18 protein-coding genes are annotated in these 16,313 nt (G+C 60.6%); 6 read left to right on the top strand and 12 right to left on the bottom strand.

The annotated features are described in order from the left end of the window. The first annotated feature begins 225 nt into the window (after positions 1-225). A complete protein-coding gene (locus FBY36_RS19975; protein WP_142122261.1) occupies positions 226-1,164 on the top strand; it encodes an endonuclease/exonuclease/phosphatase family protein in 939 nt (312 codons plus the stop codon). A 9-nt stretch (positions 1,165-1,173) separates the two neighbouring features. Here FBY36_RS19975 and FBY36_RS19970 read toward each other — a convergent pair whose 3' ends face one another. From FBY36_RS19970 to FBY36_RS19955, 4 genes are all read right to left on the bottom strand, one after another. Further along, a complete protein-coding gene (locus FBY36_RS19970) occupies positions 1,174-1,389 on the bottom strand; it encodes a hypothetical protein (protein ID WP_235008913.1) in 216 nt (71 codons plus the stop codon). Between the two features lie 212 nt (positions 1,390-1,601). After that, positions 1,602-2,012 carry a hypothetical protein gene (locus FBY36_RS19965; protein WP_142122259.1) on the bottom strand — a complete coding sequence of 137 codons (411 nt, stop codon included), beginning with the start codon at positions 2,010-2,012 and terminating at the stop codon, positions 1,602-1,604. 259 nt (positions 2,013-2,271) lie between these two features. Then, positions 2,272-2,751 carry a hypothetical protein gene (locus FBY36_RS19960; RefSeq protein ID WP_142122257.1) on the bottom strand — a complete coding sequence of 160 codons (480 nt, stop codon included), beginning with the start codon at positions 2,749-2,751 and terminating at the stop codon, positions 2,272-2,274. 22 nt (positions 2,752-2,773) lie between these two features. Continuing rightward, complete coding sequence (locus tag FBY36_RS19955) at positions 2,774-3,241, bottom strand: DUF2199 domain-containing protein (RefSeq protein WP_160141920.1); 468 nt, start codon at positions 3,239-3,241, stop codon at positions 2,774-2,776. A gap of 681 nt (positions 3,242-3,922) precedes the next feature. Here FBY36_RS19955 and FBY36_RS20625 point away from each other — a divergent pair. The 3 genes from FBY36_RS20625 to FBY36_RS19945 all read left to right on the top strand — a co-directional run bounded on the left by FBY36_RS20625 (position 3,923) and on the right by FBY36_RS19945 (position 4,871). Continuing rightward, the gene (locus tag FBY36_RS20625; RefSeq protein WP_160141919.1) at positions 3,923-4,063 is read left to right on the top strand and encodes a hypothetical protein; all 141 of its coding nucleotides are present in this window, start codon (positions 3,923-3,925) and stop codon (positions 4,061-4,063) included. 26 nt (positions 4,064-4,089) lie between these two features. Next, positions 4,090-4,362 (top strand): hypothetical protein, encoded by a 273-nt coding sequence (locus FBY36_RS19950; RefSeq protein ID WP_142122253.1) that lies wholly within the window; start codon positions 4,090-4,092, stop codon positions 4,360-4,362. A 344-nt stretch (positions 4,363-4,706) separates the two neighbouring features. Further along, the gene (locus tag FBY36_RS19945; RefSeq protein WP_200830539.1) at positions 4,707-4,871 is read left to right on the top strand and encodes a hypothetical protein; all 165 of its coding nucleotides are present in this window, start codon (positions 4,707-4,709) and stop codon (positions 4,869-4,871) included. Between the two features lie 36 nt (positions 4,872-4,907). Here FBY36_RS19945 and FBY36_RS19940 read toward each other — a convergent pair whose 3' ends face one another. The 8 genes from FBY36_RS19940 to FBY36_RS19915 form a co-directional block, all read right to left on the bottom strand. Continuing rightward, a complete protein-coding gene (locus FBY36_RS19940) occupies positions 4,908-5,651 on the bottom strand; it encodes a hypothetical protein (protein WP_142122251.1) in 744 nt (247 codons plus the stop codon). 844 nt (positions 5,652-6,495) lie between these two features. Beyond that, positions 6,496-6,696 (bottom strand): hypothetical protein, encoded by a 201-nt coding sequence (locus FBY36_RS19935; protein WP_142122249.1) that lies wholly within the window; start codon positions 6,694-6,696, stop codon positions 6,496-6,498. Between the two features lie 367 nt (positions 6,697-7,063). Continuing rightward, positions 7,064-7,723, bottom strand: a complete 660-nt coding sequence (locus tag FBY36_RS19930; protein WP_142122247.1) for a helicase associated domain-containing protein — start codon at positions 7,721-7,723, stop codon at positions 7,064-7,066. 16 nt (positions 7,724-7,739) lie between these two features. Then, positions 7,740-7,904, bottom strand: a complete 165-nt coding sequence (locus FBY36_RS20750) for a hypothetical protein (protein ID WP_200830538.1) — start codon at positions 7,902-7,904, stop codon at positions 7,740-7,742. 174 nt (positions 7,905-8,078) lie between these two features. After that, positions 8,079-8,381 (bottom strand): hypothetical protein, encoded by a 303-nt coding sequence (locus FBY36_RS19925; RefSeq protein WP_142122245.1) that lies wholly within the window; start codon positions 8,379-8,381, stop codon positions 8,079-8,081. A 126-nt stretch (positions 8,382-8,507) separates the two neighbouring features. Beyond that, positions 8,508-9,671, bottom strand: a complete 1,164-nt coding sequence (locus tag FBY36_RS19920; RefSeq protein ID WP_160141918.1) for a cutinase family protein — start codon at positions 9,669-9,671, stop codon at positions 8,508-8,510. Between the two features lie 1,239 nt (positions 9,672-10,910). After that, on the bottom strand, positions 10,911-11,048 hold the full coding sequence (locus tag FBY36_RS20620; RefSeq protein WP_160141917.1) for a hypothetical protein: 138 nt from the start codon (positions 11,046-11,048) through the stop codon (positions 10,911-10,913). Between the two features lie 1,204 nt (positions 11,049-12,252). Next, positions 12,253-13,047 carry a metallophosphoesterase family protein gene (locus FBY36_RS19915; RefSeq protein ID WP_142122241.1) on the bottom strand — a complete coding sequence of 265 codons (795 nt, stop codon included), beginning with the start codon at positions 13,045-13,047 and terminating at the stop codon, positions 12,253-12,255. A gap of 397 nt (positions 13,048-13,444) precedes the next feature. Between FBY36_RS19915 and FBY36_RS19910 the strand changes: the two genes are divergently transcribed. Further along, complete coding sequence (locus tag FBY36_RS19910) at positions 13,445-14,218, top strand: hypothetical protein (protein ID WP_142122239.1); 774 nt, start codon at positions 13,445-13,447, stop codon at positions 14,216-14,218. Beyond that, entirely contained in the window at positions 14,215-16,305 is a 2,091-nt protein-coding gene (locus tag FBY36_RS19905) for a Mu transposase C-terminal domain-containing protein (RefSeq protein WP_142122237.1), read from the top strand. The genes FBY36_RS19910 and FBY36_RS19905 overlap by 4 nt, the downstream gene beginning before the upstream one ends. Positions 16,306-16,313 lie beyond the last annotated feature (8 nt).

The following is a 16,313-nucleotide window of genomic DNA, read 5'->3' as shown; positions in this document are numbered from 1 at the left end:
CCCCGTTCGCTGAGCGCACCCTTTTCGATTCCCCTTCGCACCGGATCCCCATCCGACTGAGACCATGATAAGCATGCTTAGCAATGTGCGGTCAAGGTGATTGCGCATTCATAGCGGGACCACCACCAATATGTGATCCGTCTGGAACCTGGCCCCTACTGTCTAAGTGATGCGGGCTCCGGTGCGCCTGCAAACATCCCCCATGCCGTCTGGTTGCATGGAGTGATGACAGAGCAGCCACCAGCAGCGGTGACCGGAAACCTGCGGCGTCTGCAGGCCGCCCTGGACGCTGCGATTCCCGCGAAGACGGAGTCCAATCTTCTGGTCGGAACCTGGAACATTCGGGCACTGGGCGACCTCACGAACAAGTGGCTGGCCGGGCCCAAGGACTCACCGAAGCGGGACTGGCACGCCATCGCCTGCCTTGCCGAGGTCATCTCCCGGTTCGATGTCGTCGCCGTCCAGGAATCCCGCCGCAACCCGGCAGCCCTCAAGCGACTCATGGCCAGCCTAGGGGAGCAGTGGCAAGTCATCGTCTCCGATGTCACCGAAGGTGCGGCCGGCAACGGGGAACGCCTCGCCTTCCTATACGACAGCTCACGGATCCGGCCCTCGGGTCTGGTCGGGGAAATCGTGCTGCCACCGATCGGGGACGCGCCAGCCCGCCAGTTCGCCCGCACCCCCTACACCGCCAGCTTCAGCCGGGCTGGCGTCCAGTTCACCCTCGCCACCGTCCACGTGCTGTGGGGCAAGGACGAGACCGAACGGCTGCCGGAGATTACCGCGTTCGCCCAATGGATGCACGACTGGGCGGTGCGGCCCAACGAGTGGAACACCAACCTGATGGTCCTCGGCGACTTCAACCTGGACCGGATCGGCGACCCGCTCTACGAGGCGTTCATCTCTACGGGCCTCTGGCCGCCGGCCGAACTGAATGCCGTCCCGCGGACCATCTTCGACGACGACAAGACGAAGCACTTCTACGACCAGCTCGCCTGGTTCTCCACGCCCGACGGCACCTCCCTGCTGAAGGGCATGGCGTACGGGCAGCGGGCCGGCACCTTCGACTTCATCCCGCACGTCTTCCCGGGCCTGAACCGCACCGAGGTGTCCTGGCGGATCTCCGACCACTACCCGCTCTGGTGCGAATTCCTGCTGGCCTGATGGATGGGTTTACCCGAGTACCGTGTAGCGCGCGGCGTCCTCCTCAAGGAACATGCGCCGCGGCTCGGCGCCGCCAAAGACGATCCAAACGATGGACCCGTCCACTGTCAGATCATCAACGAGGCCGGTGCCCAGGTCGCAGCCGGCGGCATAGACGCGGACTTCCTGGCCCTGCCACAGAGCAGTGCCGTCCACGGTCGTATCGGTCATCTCATCGGTGTTCATCGTGCTCGTCCCGTCGTTGGCTTACCGTGCCGAGCCTGAGTTGCCTCTGGACACGGGAAAGGCGCGCCCCGTTCGCTGAGCGCGCCCTTCACTCTTCCCATTCCCCAAGCCGATCCCCATCGGCTACAACCATCATAAGCATGCTTAGCATTGTGGATGCAATCCTGTTGCCGTATTCCTCGCGGAACGGCCACCCAGAAGTCGTCCGCTCCTTAGGGCAGGCGGCTCGTGCCCCTCGCCACTGCGTCGACCAGCATTTCTTCCAACGTGACCCACCTGGACGCCCAGCCATGCCAGTAAGCATTGCGGATCCATTCTTCCCGGACAGGCGTCTTGCTGCGGGACCCTCCGCCCTCCAGGTGCAATCGGTACAGTTCCGCATCCGTGGCGACGGCAAGGCAGGTATCGGGAATCAAGAGCCAGCCGAAGAGTGACGACTGGTATCTTCGGTGGCCGCGGTAAGTCTCCAGCGGCAGCGGATGGATGTGGCGTGCCTGGGCAGTTTGGACGAATTCAACCAGGCGCCGTCTGAGCGCCTGCTGCCGTTCCGCCTCACCCGGATCGTGCGAGGTGGCGCGGTGACGCTCCGCCATCGTCCTGTCCGGGTCCTCGGGAAGTCCCATGCCCGCATGATTCCACAACAGGCCCCGCCTGTGTACCGGTAAAGTCCCCATACGGCCCCGCCTGCGAAGACGTGGCGGCAAGAGCGACAGTCCTACAGGACAGCGCCGTCGTTGAGCTGCCGCCCTGGTGATGGCCAGGAGAGGCCGCGAGCCCAATATGCGATCATCAGACCCACGGTCACGGACCCGCCGGCGTATGTCCATGGTGGCGACCACGCGCCCTCAGGGGTGGGAAGGGCGAAGGCAATCCAGACGGTGGCTATCGCCAGCAGAAGCTCCGCCGCTGCCTGGAACCGGTACCCGGGGTAGGCCAGTCGGACCAGCGGGATGACGGGAAGCAGGAACAGGCCCAGGCTCGGGAATGGGTGATGGCGTTGAACGTGAAGATCACCAGGCCCAGCACCAGCAGGCCCAGGAACTTCAGCAGCTGAACGGGCCTGAGCGGGTTATCCCGGGTGCACCGGCTCAGCAGCAGGCCCCACGCGGGCAACCCCAGCAGCCACCCGCCGGCCCAGAAACCCAAGTTCAGCAGCGCCAAGGGAACGAGCAGGGTGCCGGGCAGCAGGAACGCCACGGCCTGCCGAACCGGCGGGACCTTCCCGGTAGGCCCGAAGATGCAGGCCCCGATCAGCAGGTAGACGGCCGCGTACCAGGGCAGCAGCTGGATGATGGGATCCGCCAGCTGAACTCCAGCAGGGGCAGCGCCGGGACCTTGACGCAAACGGAGTCGAACGTCCACGGACGGTGGCCGGGGCCGGGTGTCAAGGCAGAGAGGCGAGGATGTCGTGTGGCCACTCCTGGGTAAGCACCTCGTTCAGCTCCTCGTTCGGGCTGCTCACACAGTAGGGCGTCTGGTCCGGGTTCAGAACGGCGAGGTTCACCGGGACTTTGTAGAGGCCCCACGGCTGTATTTTGTTCGCAAGGTACCCGGTCAGCTTCAGGTCGCCGTATTCCGGGGCGTTCCAGACCCTGCACGCGTGCTGGAGGTCTTCCGGATGAATGGCGATCCACACGCCGAACCGGAACTCATGTCCACCCTGCAGCTTGACCGGCAGGAGAGCCCGGACGAAAGGACTGATGTTCGGGATCTGCATCAGCGCGGCCGTGGTCGGATCCGGGTCGCTCAGCCAGCTACCTTCAACCCGGTGCTGCTGCGGACTGTTCAACACAGGTTCCGGGAGCCGGAATCGGACATCCCTGTCATGCTTCGCCGACGCCTGCCCGCACATCTCGCACGTGCGCTTCCTACTAAGAATCATGGTTCCCCCAATTGATGTTCTCGGCCGAGTCTACGTGCAGGTCCGTCCGGTGAATTTTGACTCGCCGTCTTCGCAGCGGTGTACCTCCCGTACCGCCCCTTTGCAGCGGACAGCGAAAGCCCAAGCTTTTCCAGACCAGTCTGGCCCCGCCGATCGTAGACTGCCATGCGGTCCGGGGCGGCCGCTGTGAGCAGGGCTGAGGCAAGGGCATCACCGCGGACGAAGCCTGGTAGGGAAAAACCCAGGCCGAGCTCGACGCTGCTGAAGCCCCTGTCCAGCTAGAGCTCCAAAAAATTTCCGAGCAAGTGCAGCATCTGACAACGCTGCTGGAAGCGGCCCGGGATGGTCGTCTAAGGCAGACGCGGGAGGATTGAGCGCTGGCCGACGGCAGAAGGTTAGCCGCCGGCCCGACTGCGATCCATAACCCCAAGGTTTACCATGCTAACCAGGAGCAAGGGCGTTACTGGCGCCCTGCCGAGCCGTTGGATCGCGATTCGTGAAAGGCGTCCCTAGGGCGCCTCGCCCAGGGTGCAGTGAATTATCCAAAATGATCGTATGTGAGGCAGCGGCTGGAAGGGCTCCCTTCAAGACGCCGTGCGCCCTCTAAACCCTGACATGGGTTTCTTTCAAGGCGAGTGATACCGATATGAGATGCGCCTGCCCCAGCTTCCGGCGGGAAGCATGTTCAACCACTGGAAGGTCCTGCTGGAGGAAGAACTTGGCACCATCTCGTTTTCTTCGGCCGACGCAGCTGCACAAAGCCGGGCGCTCGGAGCGGCGTCAGCAGGGTAGGCAGCGGCCGCTGGTACTTTATCCGAATGCAGATTTACGTCAAGGCAGTCGGTGACCAGTTCATGTTAATTAACCTCACGAACGTAGAGGTCTTTTCCGTAGTCGGGGCAGAGAAGGTGTGGGGCCTCGTGGCCAACTTCGGGCAGCGGTTCGCCAGCGTTGCCACAGTCAATAGCCAGGCAGAAGCGCAGCGCTGCGCGCTGGAACTCGCGGCGCTCACAGGTGAGGGCTACGAGGGCAGAAATGGGGCAGTGCTGATCGAGTGGACGGGAGCCGGCTTCTCCTCTAAAGAGCTATAGCCTCGGGCGCGCTGTGACAGCTTAGGGTGTCCCGTACCCACGGGCAGGGTGAACACAACAGCGAAACGTGGGAGTCCCCTTATCGCCTGCCCAAGACCCCGTGACCGGATAGTGCGACCTATTCGCCCCGGTTCATCCCTTCGTCGCTGATCTCATTGTTATCGCAGGAGAAGCCGCCGGTGCCGCGGGTCCACCAGACCTTCCTCAGCCTGTCGAACCGGGTTGAAAGCGCAGGTCATTATGGTCTCCTGGACCACTGACAACAGTCGTCTTCATGACCATTTTGCCCTTCGGCAGGCCTTACCCTCACATCGGTCGCAGAAAGTGTAGGAGCGGCGAGTGGGATGCCAAAACGAACAATCCCCACGGTTGAATCGAGGCAAGATAACCGCGGCATGTCGCGCGTTGGCCGCCAGGATGTCGAGAACTACATCGAGCAGGCGTACCGGCGCACCGCTGAGCGGATTGCTGCCGGCCATCTCGAGGACGCGTGCCCGGAGGCTGAGTAGGTGTTTCTCAAGTGAGGAGTAGTCAGACTTTCCCGACTAGCAACGGGGGCTGGCCTTGCAAATTGATTTAGCGGTTGCCGCCAACCCCTCCAGCAGGCCCTCAGACTTTTGGGCGAGCTCCCCAGAGCCTTTCAAGGCATTGCGTGCGTCTTCACCCACTTGCTTGAAAGTGGGGAGGGGAGCGGCAATCGCGGCGGCTTCCTTTTCAGCGGCTGCCCAAGATGCTCCGCATGTCCCCGATGACGTCGCTACGCCAAGTCCTTGTTTCAGCAGTTCCCCAGGGTCGTACTGAGGGGAAAGGACTCTTGGGACCTTCACAGCAGCGTCATAGACAGCTTTCGTGCAATCCCATACAGCTTTGCGAACGGCGGAGCCGGACGTTGCGCCCTTCTTGAGTGCGGCAGCGGCTTGCTTGAGCACGAATTCGTTGGTCATCCAAGCCAAGCTGAGATCAGGGTGGATGGCCCATTCGAACGAGTCGGGTGGCGAGTCGACACGGATTGTTTCGGATGGGGCCATGAAGCTATAGGCGTACATGCCCGCCGATGCCAAGGCGTGAAACTCTTGGACTTTAGGCTCGGCGGCTACCTGAGACGGGTAAACGGGAGGATTTGAATAGAACACCCATACCATGTCGCTCTTATTGGTCAGCGAGACTGATCCCGTCGTATCGTTCGCGCAGGCCACAATAAGTTCGACGTATTTGCGCCCCTCCGGGGTCTGCGCAACGGGCTGTTCCCTTCGCGGCCACTCGGAAGTACATCCTGTATCGGGAATCATTGCCGCCGGCGTGCTTACGGCCGGCGCGGGGACATAGGGTGCTGGCGCGCTGGCTCGAGACCCGCTATCGCCGTAGTCTTGGGGCGGCTGCTGCCCCCCACTTCCGCCACCGCCGTTGCATGCGCACAACTGAACGGCCAGCATCAAAGCTGCGCAAGCGGCAAGAAGACGCCTAGGACCGATGCATTGATGAAGGCGCTCCGCCCGATTTCTCTCCAGCTCATAAAGATCGCTGTCCATAGCGCCACCCCAATGGAGACGAGTGATGGGAAAAAATTACGCCGGCTGAGGCCTATCTTCAAGGCATCTGACACCCCCTTTTGCTATAGGGGTGCCCCTTTTAGCATGTGTTCGGCTGCTTCTCTTCGGGGCGCAGTGCGTTTCCCGGTCCGGTCATTGATGAGATGGGTTTGCAAGCTCAACTCGTGCCAGATCCGGCGCCTTCTTCGCCTACCTCTAAGGCGCCTATTAATGGATGCGCGGATCTAGCATGGGTAGATGGAGACCAATCGGGAATTTTCGCCGGCGGAGAGACGGACCTACTCGGCAGTTTGTCCGGTCTGCGGTGAGATGGCTTACCCGACATGGCAGCGCGTCTTCAACAAATCCGATCTAGGGTCATCAGCCGAGAAATGGAAGCTCGCGCAGCTTGAATGCCTGACCCCTGAATGCGCAGAGTCGCGCTTTATGCATAGCGTTCGGTCGCTCACTTAGGCGGCCCACATCATGTTCCGGCCATGCCGAGCCCCCGTGGCCAAGCCACAGACTTTTCCTGCCATGTTCTGAAGGCTCGCCTGCAACTTGTCAGACGGGCTCAGTTGGGCGCGAAATGACCGGCTCGGCGTCAGGATGCGGGGGAGTCCGGCTTCTCGGCCGCCAGTTGTTTGACCCATTCCGGGGTTTGCTTGCCCAAGCGCCGATCTGTGACGAGTCGGAGCTGCGCGGCGGCGATCTGGATGGCACGGGTGTCCTCGTCCTGAGCCTCGGAAGCGACATCAGTGGCAGCGTGGGCACCGCTGCGGCTCTGATTGGAGGCTGTGCTCATCGTGTCCTCCTCCGGTCGGTAGCTGATCGTCTCCCTCATATTCCCGCGGCCTGGACTCGTCGTCCACCCCGGCCGCCCATCAACGGCTGCTCCCTTCTTGGGTGCTACTGCGCCGCGCCCTCCAGTCGAGAACCGCCATGGACAGCCAGAACATCACGAACGCAGTGCCGGCAGTGACGAAGACCCAGTCGACACCGGTCCAGCGGCCCTCACCCAGCCGGATCAAGGGCGGCGCGATGAGGCACACTCCTAAAAGGACGCCCAGAACCTGGGCCCGGATGCTTCGAAGATACGGATCTGCCTGTAGTTTCCCCATCCCGCAGTCTCCCATCCGGTGACCTTATGGCTATTCACAGGACGGCCGGCTTCAGGGCAGGAGGCTGTTGCGGCCGCGCCGGACCCGGCCCTCACGCCACCCGGGAATGACATCGTTGAGCTGCTTCTTCTTGGCCGCGGTGAGTTTCCCGGCCCGGGCGTCGATGCGCTGGGTGTGCAGCCACACCCCGAGGGTGCGCTCGTCCTGGTCTTCGGTTTTGTTGTGCCGGGGCCAGTCCTTCCCGGCGGCCCGCCGAGCGGCGACTTCGCCCAGGCGTTGTGCCCAGCGGGCGGCGTCGGCGTCCCGTTTGGTCGGGTAGTCCCGCCAGTCGGGAATGGTATCCAAGGCCGCGGCATAAACGGGGGAGAGGCTGCCGGCCGCTGTCTCTTCCCGTCGTCGTACCAGCCAGGCAGCGAGGGCAGATTCCCGGGCCGAGCGGCGGTGGAAAGGGCGCCGGCCTTCCCCCTTGTAGAACGCCAGGACGTCCTCCAGGTTGCGGCGGCCAGCGACGGTAGGCCGAGTCGACGGGGGTACTGCGGCGGCACTGTGCGCGACGCGGAGGCCCCCGTCCTGTTCGGCGGCCTTTGCCAAGTGATACCGGATCACCGACCGCGCGACTCCGGTGACGACGGAAATCCTGGTGACCGGGATGCCGCTCCGATACATCTCCACCCACTCCGGGTTCGGGGCCGGGCGCTTGGCCAGGGCCATCAGCCGAAGCCCCTGCTCATGACCCGGAACTTTCAGCCTTCGTGGTCCGCTTCAATTCGGCGATCCGCAGCCGTAGGAAAATAATGACCAGCACCAGGGCGTAGACCGCCAGGATGGCCAACGTGATCGTGAAGACGGCGTACAGGACGCCCAAAATGCCGACAGCCGGACTCAAAGTCATTGCTACCCCCAGATAGTCGATGCCCCAAGGCTACGCGAGGTTCGTGCCCTATATGGCGAAAAAGCGCCGCTCCAACCGTCAGAGCCAGGACTCAACTACCGCTATCGTCGCCGTCATGGCGCCACTGGTGTACGTCATGGCCTACGCGATCCTGATTACCGTGAAGTAGCCGCGTCAGCGGGGGACAAAGCGCCCCTTCCACTCGCCTTCGTCTGGACGCCGGACATTCCCGGTCAGCGTCCAGACTTTGCAGTGCTGAGCTTCGTCAGCGGTCCAGCAGACCACTACCTCGTCCTTGGTCCAGTGCTCGGCGATACCGTGGACCTCGATGGTGCTCCCGTCGGTGAGCGTGAAGGTTGCTATGACCTTCGGTTCCTGCCCGTAGGTGCAGCGGTGGACGTCCTTCCCGGTGAAGCCGGGTTGCGTCCATTCGAGCTCGCGGGGGACGCCGTCGAGCTTGAATTTGAGGGTAGGCATCAGGGCAATGTTAGTCAGGGCAGGGAGAAGGCCCGTCCAGGTCTTTCTCAGGAGGGGCCTTCTCTAGACACCTTGCTCGCGATAGAGGAGGGGTCTCTGCTTCACACCGGAATCTGCCGCAGTTGGTTAGTGGAAATAGTGCCCAACCAGCCAACGGGACAGCGAATGGCCTGCGTCAGCCGTAACGCGCCTGCCCACGTAGTTAGTGTGGACATCGACCGAAAAGCCGCCGTTGCACACGGGGTCGTTGAAGTCGCAATAGGACTTCATGAAGTGATAGACCTCTTGGCCTGCGAACCAGTTCACAGGCCCGGTCCCGGGCACTCCGGCGTAGATTCCATAGGATGATATGTTGCTGGCGAACGACCCTTCATCCAAGCTGAGAGCTGGTATGGCGTTCTTTTGATAGGGATTGAATCTAGGGTCGGCGAAAAGTACGACGCCGTCGAGTCGGCCGCGTGTCCGATCCAGTCCGGCGTTGCCAGTAGCTGTGAACGTATTCCAGACCTGGTGAACGACGTCCGCACCCTGAGAGTAGCCCGCCAGGATCAAATGCTCTGACTTGCAGTTGTCCAGATGGTCTTGCACATAGGCGGACAGGAGATTTACGCCGTATTGAACGCCGCTTAGGTAGGAGGCGTAGTAGCCATTCCATACTCCAGCCAGGATCCCCCATCCCATCGGAACTGGTATGGCATCGTATTGAATTTCGTGTGACCGAACGTCTACTGCAATGCCGCTGTGCAGGTCGCCGTTGAGGTTGTCGTAAAAGTTCTCCACCCCCGGTCCTAGCCCTTTGTTGGCCAAGACGTTCGTGGGGCGTCCATAAGCATCCGTTTGGAAAAGCGCCTCTCCGGAGCCGCGGACCCCCACAACCCTCACTTGGGCGCACCCGTCCAATGGTTGGTGAGATACAGGAGGCGTCGGTGGTGGTGGGGGCGGTGCCGCCCCGCATTGCGGAATGCCCGGGGTGTAGCTTCCATTCAGCCCAGTTGTGGACGTGTAGTAGTCAGCGATGAACCAGCCATTGGTTAGCTGGTCCCAGACGTCTGTAGGCGTACCTGGAAGCCCTACGCCGACCAAGCTCCCCTTGGTCTGACAAGCAATGTCGATGGCTTGGCCGTTGTAGAGCTTGCCCACGATCGAGTATCCCGTTCCTGGGCCGGAGCGAGCGTTGACGCCGAGAGAGCCGACAACAACGTGGTAGCCGGTGACCGCTTGCGCCGGGACGGCAGACACGACCGCGCCGACGAACGCGACTGCCGCAACGCAGGCAGCCCATGCTGTCATTCGGCTTCGCTTATGAATTTGACCACCGCTCCGAGGGAGACGTTCTAAGTGGGTAGGCCCGCGAAATGGGCGCTTTGATTCGTGCATCGAGAGAGCTTTCTATGAGCGTCCCTTTGCCGGTAGACGCTTGGCGTTAGGCGCGGCGGAGCCGCTCGTTGGCTTGCGAGTTCCCTACAAAAGCGGCGCGGCTAAATTTCAGGCGCGTTTGCTTAGCGCCGCCTCCTCCAGCAAACAGAGGGCTAAGACCACGGACTGAGTCTCCCGTGGGATGAGATTGCTCTAGTCGGCCTACCTTCGTCAATGGAGATGCCCCCCTTCCGCAATCCCCTAACGAGGCGCGCTTTGAGTTCGTCCCCCCTTAGGGGTCTTTGAAGCGTCGCCCTGTTTGACGGTATAAACGGGTTTGCTGACCTTCCCACGTGGCCGTTTACTTGAGAGATGCAGCCGAACTCCTATTAGGGCAACCTCGGAATTGCGCGTTTTGCAAAAGGCCCAGACTCGCGCGCACCGGCGAACGCGATGCGCCCTCGGTCTGAGCGGATGGGGAGAGAAGCCTCTGGCCACCCCCGGGGGCGCCGTCAGCGGTGAAGTGTAGGGCGCCCAGGTTGGGGTTGGGCGTTCACACGCGCTGTCGAGTTCGCGCTTTATGGGCCTCAGGCTTAGCGAGCGTGAGAAGACTTCGACCCTGTCTCCGGCGGTGGGGGCCACGAGTTCCACGGCAACCACTGCGCTGTGTTTGTCGGCAGTGTGGAGATCACGGTTCGGTCAGCCTCTCGGTACAGCCTGCCGTGGACCGAACCGTCACGGAGTCCGCGGTGGGCGACCCGGACTTCGGCGGCCGGGGGTTAGGTCAGCGGTCGAGAAAACGTTGGTGAATCCACTGGCCCGTGCCCTGGTGCAGCTAACACCCGGGAGGGAAGCCGGATCTGTCACCGGCCTTGGCCAGGGGGCGCGGGTGGGAAATCACAGTGTCCCAAAGCTCCTAAACCGGAGTAGCCCCGGGGCAATTCCTTCCAAAAACAGCTCTCCAGCTTCCTGCTGTCTTGCTGAGACGTCGACCAAGAAAAGACGAAAGCCCGCAGTGGGGGCTCGCGGGCCTTCTTTCACAACACTACTGGCCGGTAACACCTAGATCGAATGGACATGAATCGAGACGATGTTCGCGTCCCGCCGCACGGGGCCGCGCCGCCAGCCAAGAAAGGACTTGTTGAGTTGCTTCTCCTTGTCTGCGGTGAGCTCTCAGGCCCGGTAATCGGCGCGTTGGATGTGCAGCCACACGCCCAGGACCCGTTCCTCCTGGTCGTCGGTTTTCTGGTGCCGCGGCCAGTCCGTTCCTGGCGGCCCGCTCACCGTGTTGATCCGGACATTAGCTGTCATAGCGATGTGACGGCAGCCATTTCATATTGGTAGCGATAACGCCACGAATGCCGGCGGCAGCTGTAGTCGGGTTGTTCGAATCTGGATCAGACGTCTCGGCGGATCGTCGGTGGTCGCTTCCGCCGCCCTGCTCTGAGCGATCTGTCGGACTTTTGCCATAGGAAAGCGCGCTTCGGGAGCAAGGCCGACAGATTGCCGCGATATGACCACCGAGGCGAGGAGCCTGACGCGGGCGAAACGAGGCAATGTTTGCCACCCAAATCAGAGGTAGCAACAGTCGCGATGCGACGTGTAGCGTACGTCTCGGTGAGGCCCCACAGGTCACGCATCCAGTGGGTCTAGACAGACGATGTCCACTACGGGGGAGGTGGTTCTGAGAGTAACAACGTGGTCGTCGCGGATTTGGAGCCAGTACCGGGCGGGCCAACCTACGGTGCAAGACTCAAGCAGGAGCAGCTCCAGGGACTCTCCATCGCGGCGAAGCTGCGAGAACCCCACATCCAAATACTCGACGAGTGGAGCGGTCGCGGCCATAACCCGTTGCACTGTCCTGTTGGTCAGATCCAGCAGATACTGGCTGCCCGTCGCAGTGGTCACAAGGTAGCGGCCCGCATCGTCATTGCGTAGCTCTTGCACCATGGTGAGAGTGTAGCCGCGGCCTCAGACATGACTCTTGGGGCCAGCGACGTCGTGAAGGCCGTGCCTGGACATGATGCCTGGGAGTTGCGTAGTACCGAGGACAATTCGGCTGAGTTTACCGAAGGCTGGTCCTACGCTAGTTCTGTACTACCCACTCGGCGCGGCTGAGAAAGCCTAATCCGGGATGTCTCCGCAGGCCCTTAATTCCCGCTGGAGACCCGACGATTAGGAGACCGACTGGCAGGCCACGACTGATATTTAGTTGGTGTGCGCCAATGAGAACCGGCACGGCTGGGGCTAACGGTTGGCGAACGTCCCGAAGGATTAGGAAGCCGCTTTCGCGCAGAAGTGACGGATCAGGGGCTACCTCGCGAGCGACGAGCTCATAGATCGGCCATCCGGCCTCCCCGACTACTCGTTTGGCCGTTGCTATAACTTCCCTGCTGGCAGCGGGGCCGACACACGTAGCGATTGTCAGTAAGGAAGGTGTTCCTGGGCCAGCACGCAATGAATAGGCCAGTTCGTGCGCCCACTCGGCCGCGTCCATGCAGCTACTTTAGGTCAGTTATCGCGAAGAAGCAGGTACCTGCAGGTCCCTGATTTCGAGCGGTTCAATCCGAAGCGGAGGCTTGCCAGGCCAAACGAGAACTCCGTTACCGTGACGTGAGTTTTCCATATTGAGTACGTCGACCCTCGTGACCGTTCCATTGGGATGGCGCAGTTCGTGAATGCGCCGCTGATGCCAGTGACCGCAAAACAGATGAGGCACGGCCAGCGCATCGACTACTTCTCTCAGGAGCCCGCGGGTTCTGTTCGCCTTCTCAGTTAGTTCTGCGCTGAGTTGAAAGTCTCCCTTCAGCGGAACGCCTGCAGGTGCATCGTGGGTTATCAGGATGTCGACGGGGCCCTCGGCGATGAGGGCTTCAGCTTCCTGACGGGTGGGTTCCTCGTTAGGCCACCAATCCTTCCCCTCGACTCTGTACTCGTAGTCGACGCTGAACGCGCCGCCCAAGCCGCCGATGACAAGGCCGTCGATGATGGTTCTGCCGCCGCGGGGTAGTACCCGGATGTTTGATCGAATAGTTGCCAAGCCGTCATCTTCGACGACGAGCTTCTCAAGCGTGTCCCAGTTGTCGTGGTTCCCACCGGAGACGACGAGCGTGATCCCCAAGTCCATCAGGTACTTGTTGAGTTTTGCCTCGTAACGCCCCCGCTTTGCGCCCGGCCAGTCGAGCCCGAAGTCTCCTACGTGCACAGCCGTGCGAACGCCTTCGCGTGCTGCTGAACGAATGGCTGTCAGAGCCCAACCGGAAGCCCCGTGCCAGTCCCCGAAGAGCGCTAGGGGATGAGTATCAGGCATATAGCCAGCATACGCAGCTGACAGGTTTCCATGCTCGGAATCTTAATACTTCTATTTCTTCTAATACTTCTATTTCCTTTACGCATAGACATCTGATTCGCAGGCAAAAATATTTCTAATGCTCTTGCAAATTGGTGCGGAAGGCGTAGCTTTATTGAAGAACCTGATTTTTGCGCTGCCTGGACCGTCAAGAGTCCTCGCTTAGTGGTTTGCAGCTATGGCCCTATTTCACGCGGGATTAGCCTAACTTCCCTTGGCCTTCGCCAAGTGTCAGCTCAATTCACATATGCCAGACGAAGCTCGTGGTCTACGACTTTGTGAAACGGCTAAATCTAAACACTGCGTCTTCCGTCCTCCGCTTAGGACAAGAAGACGGATCAAGAGAACGATCAAAAAAGTGCCGATCCTTCACAACAATCCGTACGCTGATGTCGTCAACGACACGCCCCATCCTTTGTTAATCACTAAGGGAATGGGCGGGAGGCGCAAGTGGTGGTTTCTGAATGAACCCGCCCGCGACTTGGATCCGGTCACCTTTGAACCGTGCCGAAGGAGTAGCGAGTTTCCCCACAGGCGCAACTATCCTGGGCTATATCCTTTCGGCGACGATCGCAACATGGTCATGTTCGAGTCACTGACCGAACTCGCCTGCTTGATGGAGCTGGATCACGGGGGAGAGGTCGTGCGCGTCGCTGCGCAACCCTTCGGCCTTGTGTTCGGCGACCGGACGATTCATTACCCTGATTTCGCCGCACGGCTGCGCGATGGAACGACCTTGATTGTAGACGTCAAGCCTCTGGAATTTGCCACTCACGACAGATTCGTCCATGCCGCCGTCCTTACTGAAAAAGCCTGCGCTAGTCAGAATTGGCGATACTGCGTTATGCACGGCTGCCAAGGGTGGCAGAGGGACAACCTCGAATGGATGTGCGCTTTCCGATACGAGGAGTACATTCCGGACCCAGCTCTGGCGATTGAGCTTGCTGATTTCTTGGCGGTACCGCGGACGATGGAGGAAGCGGCGTTTCGTCTGGACCCCCGTGAGGGGCTGGGCATTGGCTACGCGCTGCTATCGAACATGATGTTCCACCGACGAGTTGTGCCGCTCGAGCAAGGCCCCTTATACCCCGGTCTCATGGTTATTGCAGGAGATGGAGAAGGTAAGAAATGAACATTTTTCGTATCGGCGACGTGGTGACGTATCTGAAACGACAGTGGGAAATCACTGACATCGCCGGAAGTGTCCTAGGCCTTTACGACGCTGGCGCGGACGAAAGATTGATCGCGTCCATCGGCAGAGTGGGCCTCGAAAACCCGCCCAGCGACCGCCTAAGCCAAGGGATAACAAAGCTGAATACAGCCGCATTGGGACTTAGCCGCAACGGAAGCGAGATTCTTAGGGACATCGACCGCAGCCTTGCCGACATCGAGGAAGTTGCTCTAGGTAAACCGGCAGGGGCAGAAGGCTACCGCGAAGGCTACGGCTTAGGTTCTTCGATTTGGTCCAGAGCTGGTGTCAAAGCCGCCGAGTTAAAAGCTCTGGGCGAGCAATTGAAGTCACGCGATCCCCAGCTGGCCAAGATGGTGGCTGTGTCTCGTTCAACGCTATTCCGCCGCGCGACAGCATATTTGCAGGATGGTCCGGCTGGCCTTATTGACGGACGCAAAACAGGTAATCACAGAGTGACTGATGGAATCGCCCCGGAAGTGCTGGAAGTCTGTCGACGTGTCAATAAGGAACTTGTGCACCGGCCAAGGGTGAGTAAGAAGCAGCGCGTCGATATGGTCCGAGCGCGCGTCCAGAAACTGGATGAGAGAGACTTCAGCATTCCGGGGGACCGGCGATTGAAGCAAATCCTGGACGAACTCTCCCATGGGATGTATTTGGATGGCGATGCCGCAAACCGCCGCTCAGCAGCCAACGCCCCGAACTGGATGTATCGGGCCCATCCGGCGCTAATGCCAGGATCCCGCATGCAGGTAGATTCCACACGCCCTGACATAATGCTCATCTTTCCGGACGGCTCGGTTCAAAGACCCGATCTGTCCATGATGAGTGACCAGGCAACCCGAACAGTAAGCGCCTTCGCGCTAGCAAAGGATATATGCGGTGCGGATCTTGCCTTCATGATCGCACAGGCGATGACGCCGCGTCCACGCTACGACTTGCCAGAGGAGTTAAAGAACCGGTGGGAAACGGAGCGCCGGGACCTGCCCTGGGTCCAGATGTTCGACGCCGAAGAGCGCGACCGGTTTGACGGAATGCTCCCGCTGATCCGGCCGCGGCTCATTATGACCGATAACGGACGCGACTATCGTTCCAACGTCGTAGACGCGACGTGCCGGCAGTTAGGCATCACCCTCGTCAGGGCAGCACCGTATTCCCCCACGGATAAGGGAATTGCAGAGCGCTTGTTCGGGACTCTGAAAACCATGTTCCTGGCGCATTTGCCAGGGTTCACTGGCGGTTCCATCTCAAGTGGGGGTGACAAGAAACCAAACAGGAAAGACTTGTTGACGCTAGGGGAATTTGCCTGGTTACTGGACAGGTGGCTTGTCCATTACTGGCAGAACACACCCACGGATGGGCTACGCGACCCGCGTCTGGGCGGTGGTGCTCTCTTGAGTCCCAACGCCGAATACAGGGCCATGTTTCCCTATGTCGGATTTGTACCCAAACCGCTGAGCCGGAAAGACTACGTCGGGCTCCTGCCTGTTGTTACCCGAACAATCCAAAAAGACGGCGTCCAGATTGAATACCGGATGTACGACGCTCCGGGCCTCGGCCACCTCCGGCAACGCACCTCCGGTACTGAGCTGAACGGAAAGTGGGAAGTTCACTACATGCCGGCAGATCCAAGGGTTGTCTGGGTCTATGACCCAGCCGCCCAGGACTACATCGCCTGCGAATGGAAAGAGGACCGGCTCGACAAGCCGTTTTCAAAAGAGGTCCGCGATCTCGCACTTCAAATTCTCGATGATGGAGGCGTGGATCCAGCACTCACTGAGGCTTCTACCACGAGGAACTTCCTTGAAGATGCGCTACAGGAGCTCAGACGGCAGCGGAAGAAGCAGGCAGCCAGAGACCTCGAACGTGGAATCCAAGACGCACAGCGGGGGAGCTCGCCTAACATAGCCAGCCTACGCGGTCAGGAGGATTATGAATCCCCGGTCAATGAACAGCTCCAGCAGGAGGATGACGAAACCGACGACGACGACCTGGATGGCTTCGAGGGTGTGAACGGGTGGGGAACATGATGGAATAC

This window comes from Arthrobacter sp. SLBN-122 (assembly GCF_006715165.1).
In the GTDB taxonomy this organism is placed as follows: domain Bacteria; phylum Actinomycetota; class Actinomycetes; order Actinomycetales; family Micrococcaceae; genus Arthrobacter.
This window is presented reverse-complemented; position numbering and strand designations above follow the sequence as displayed.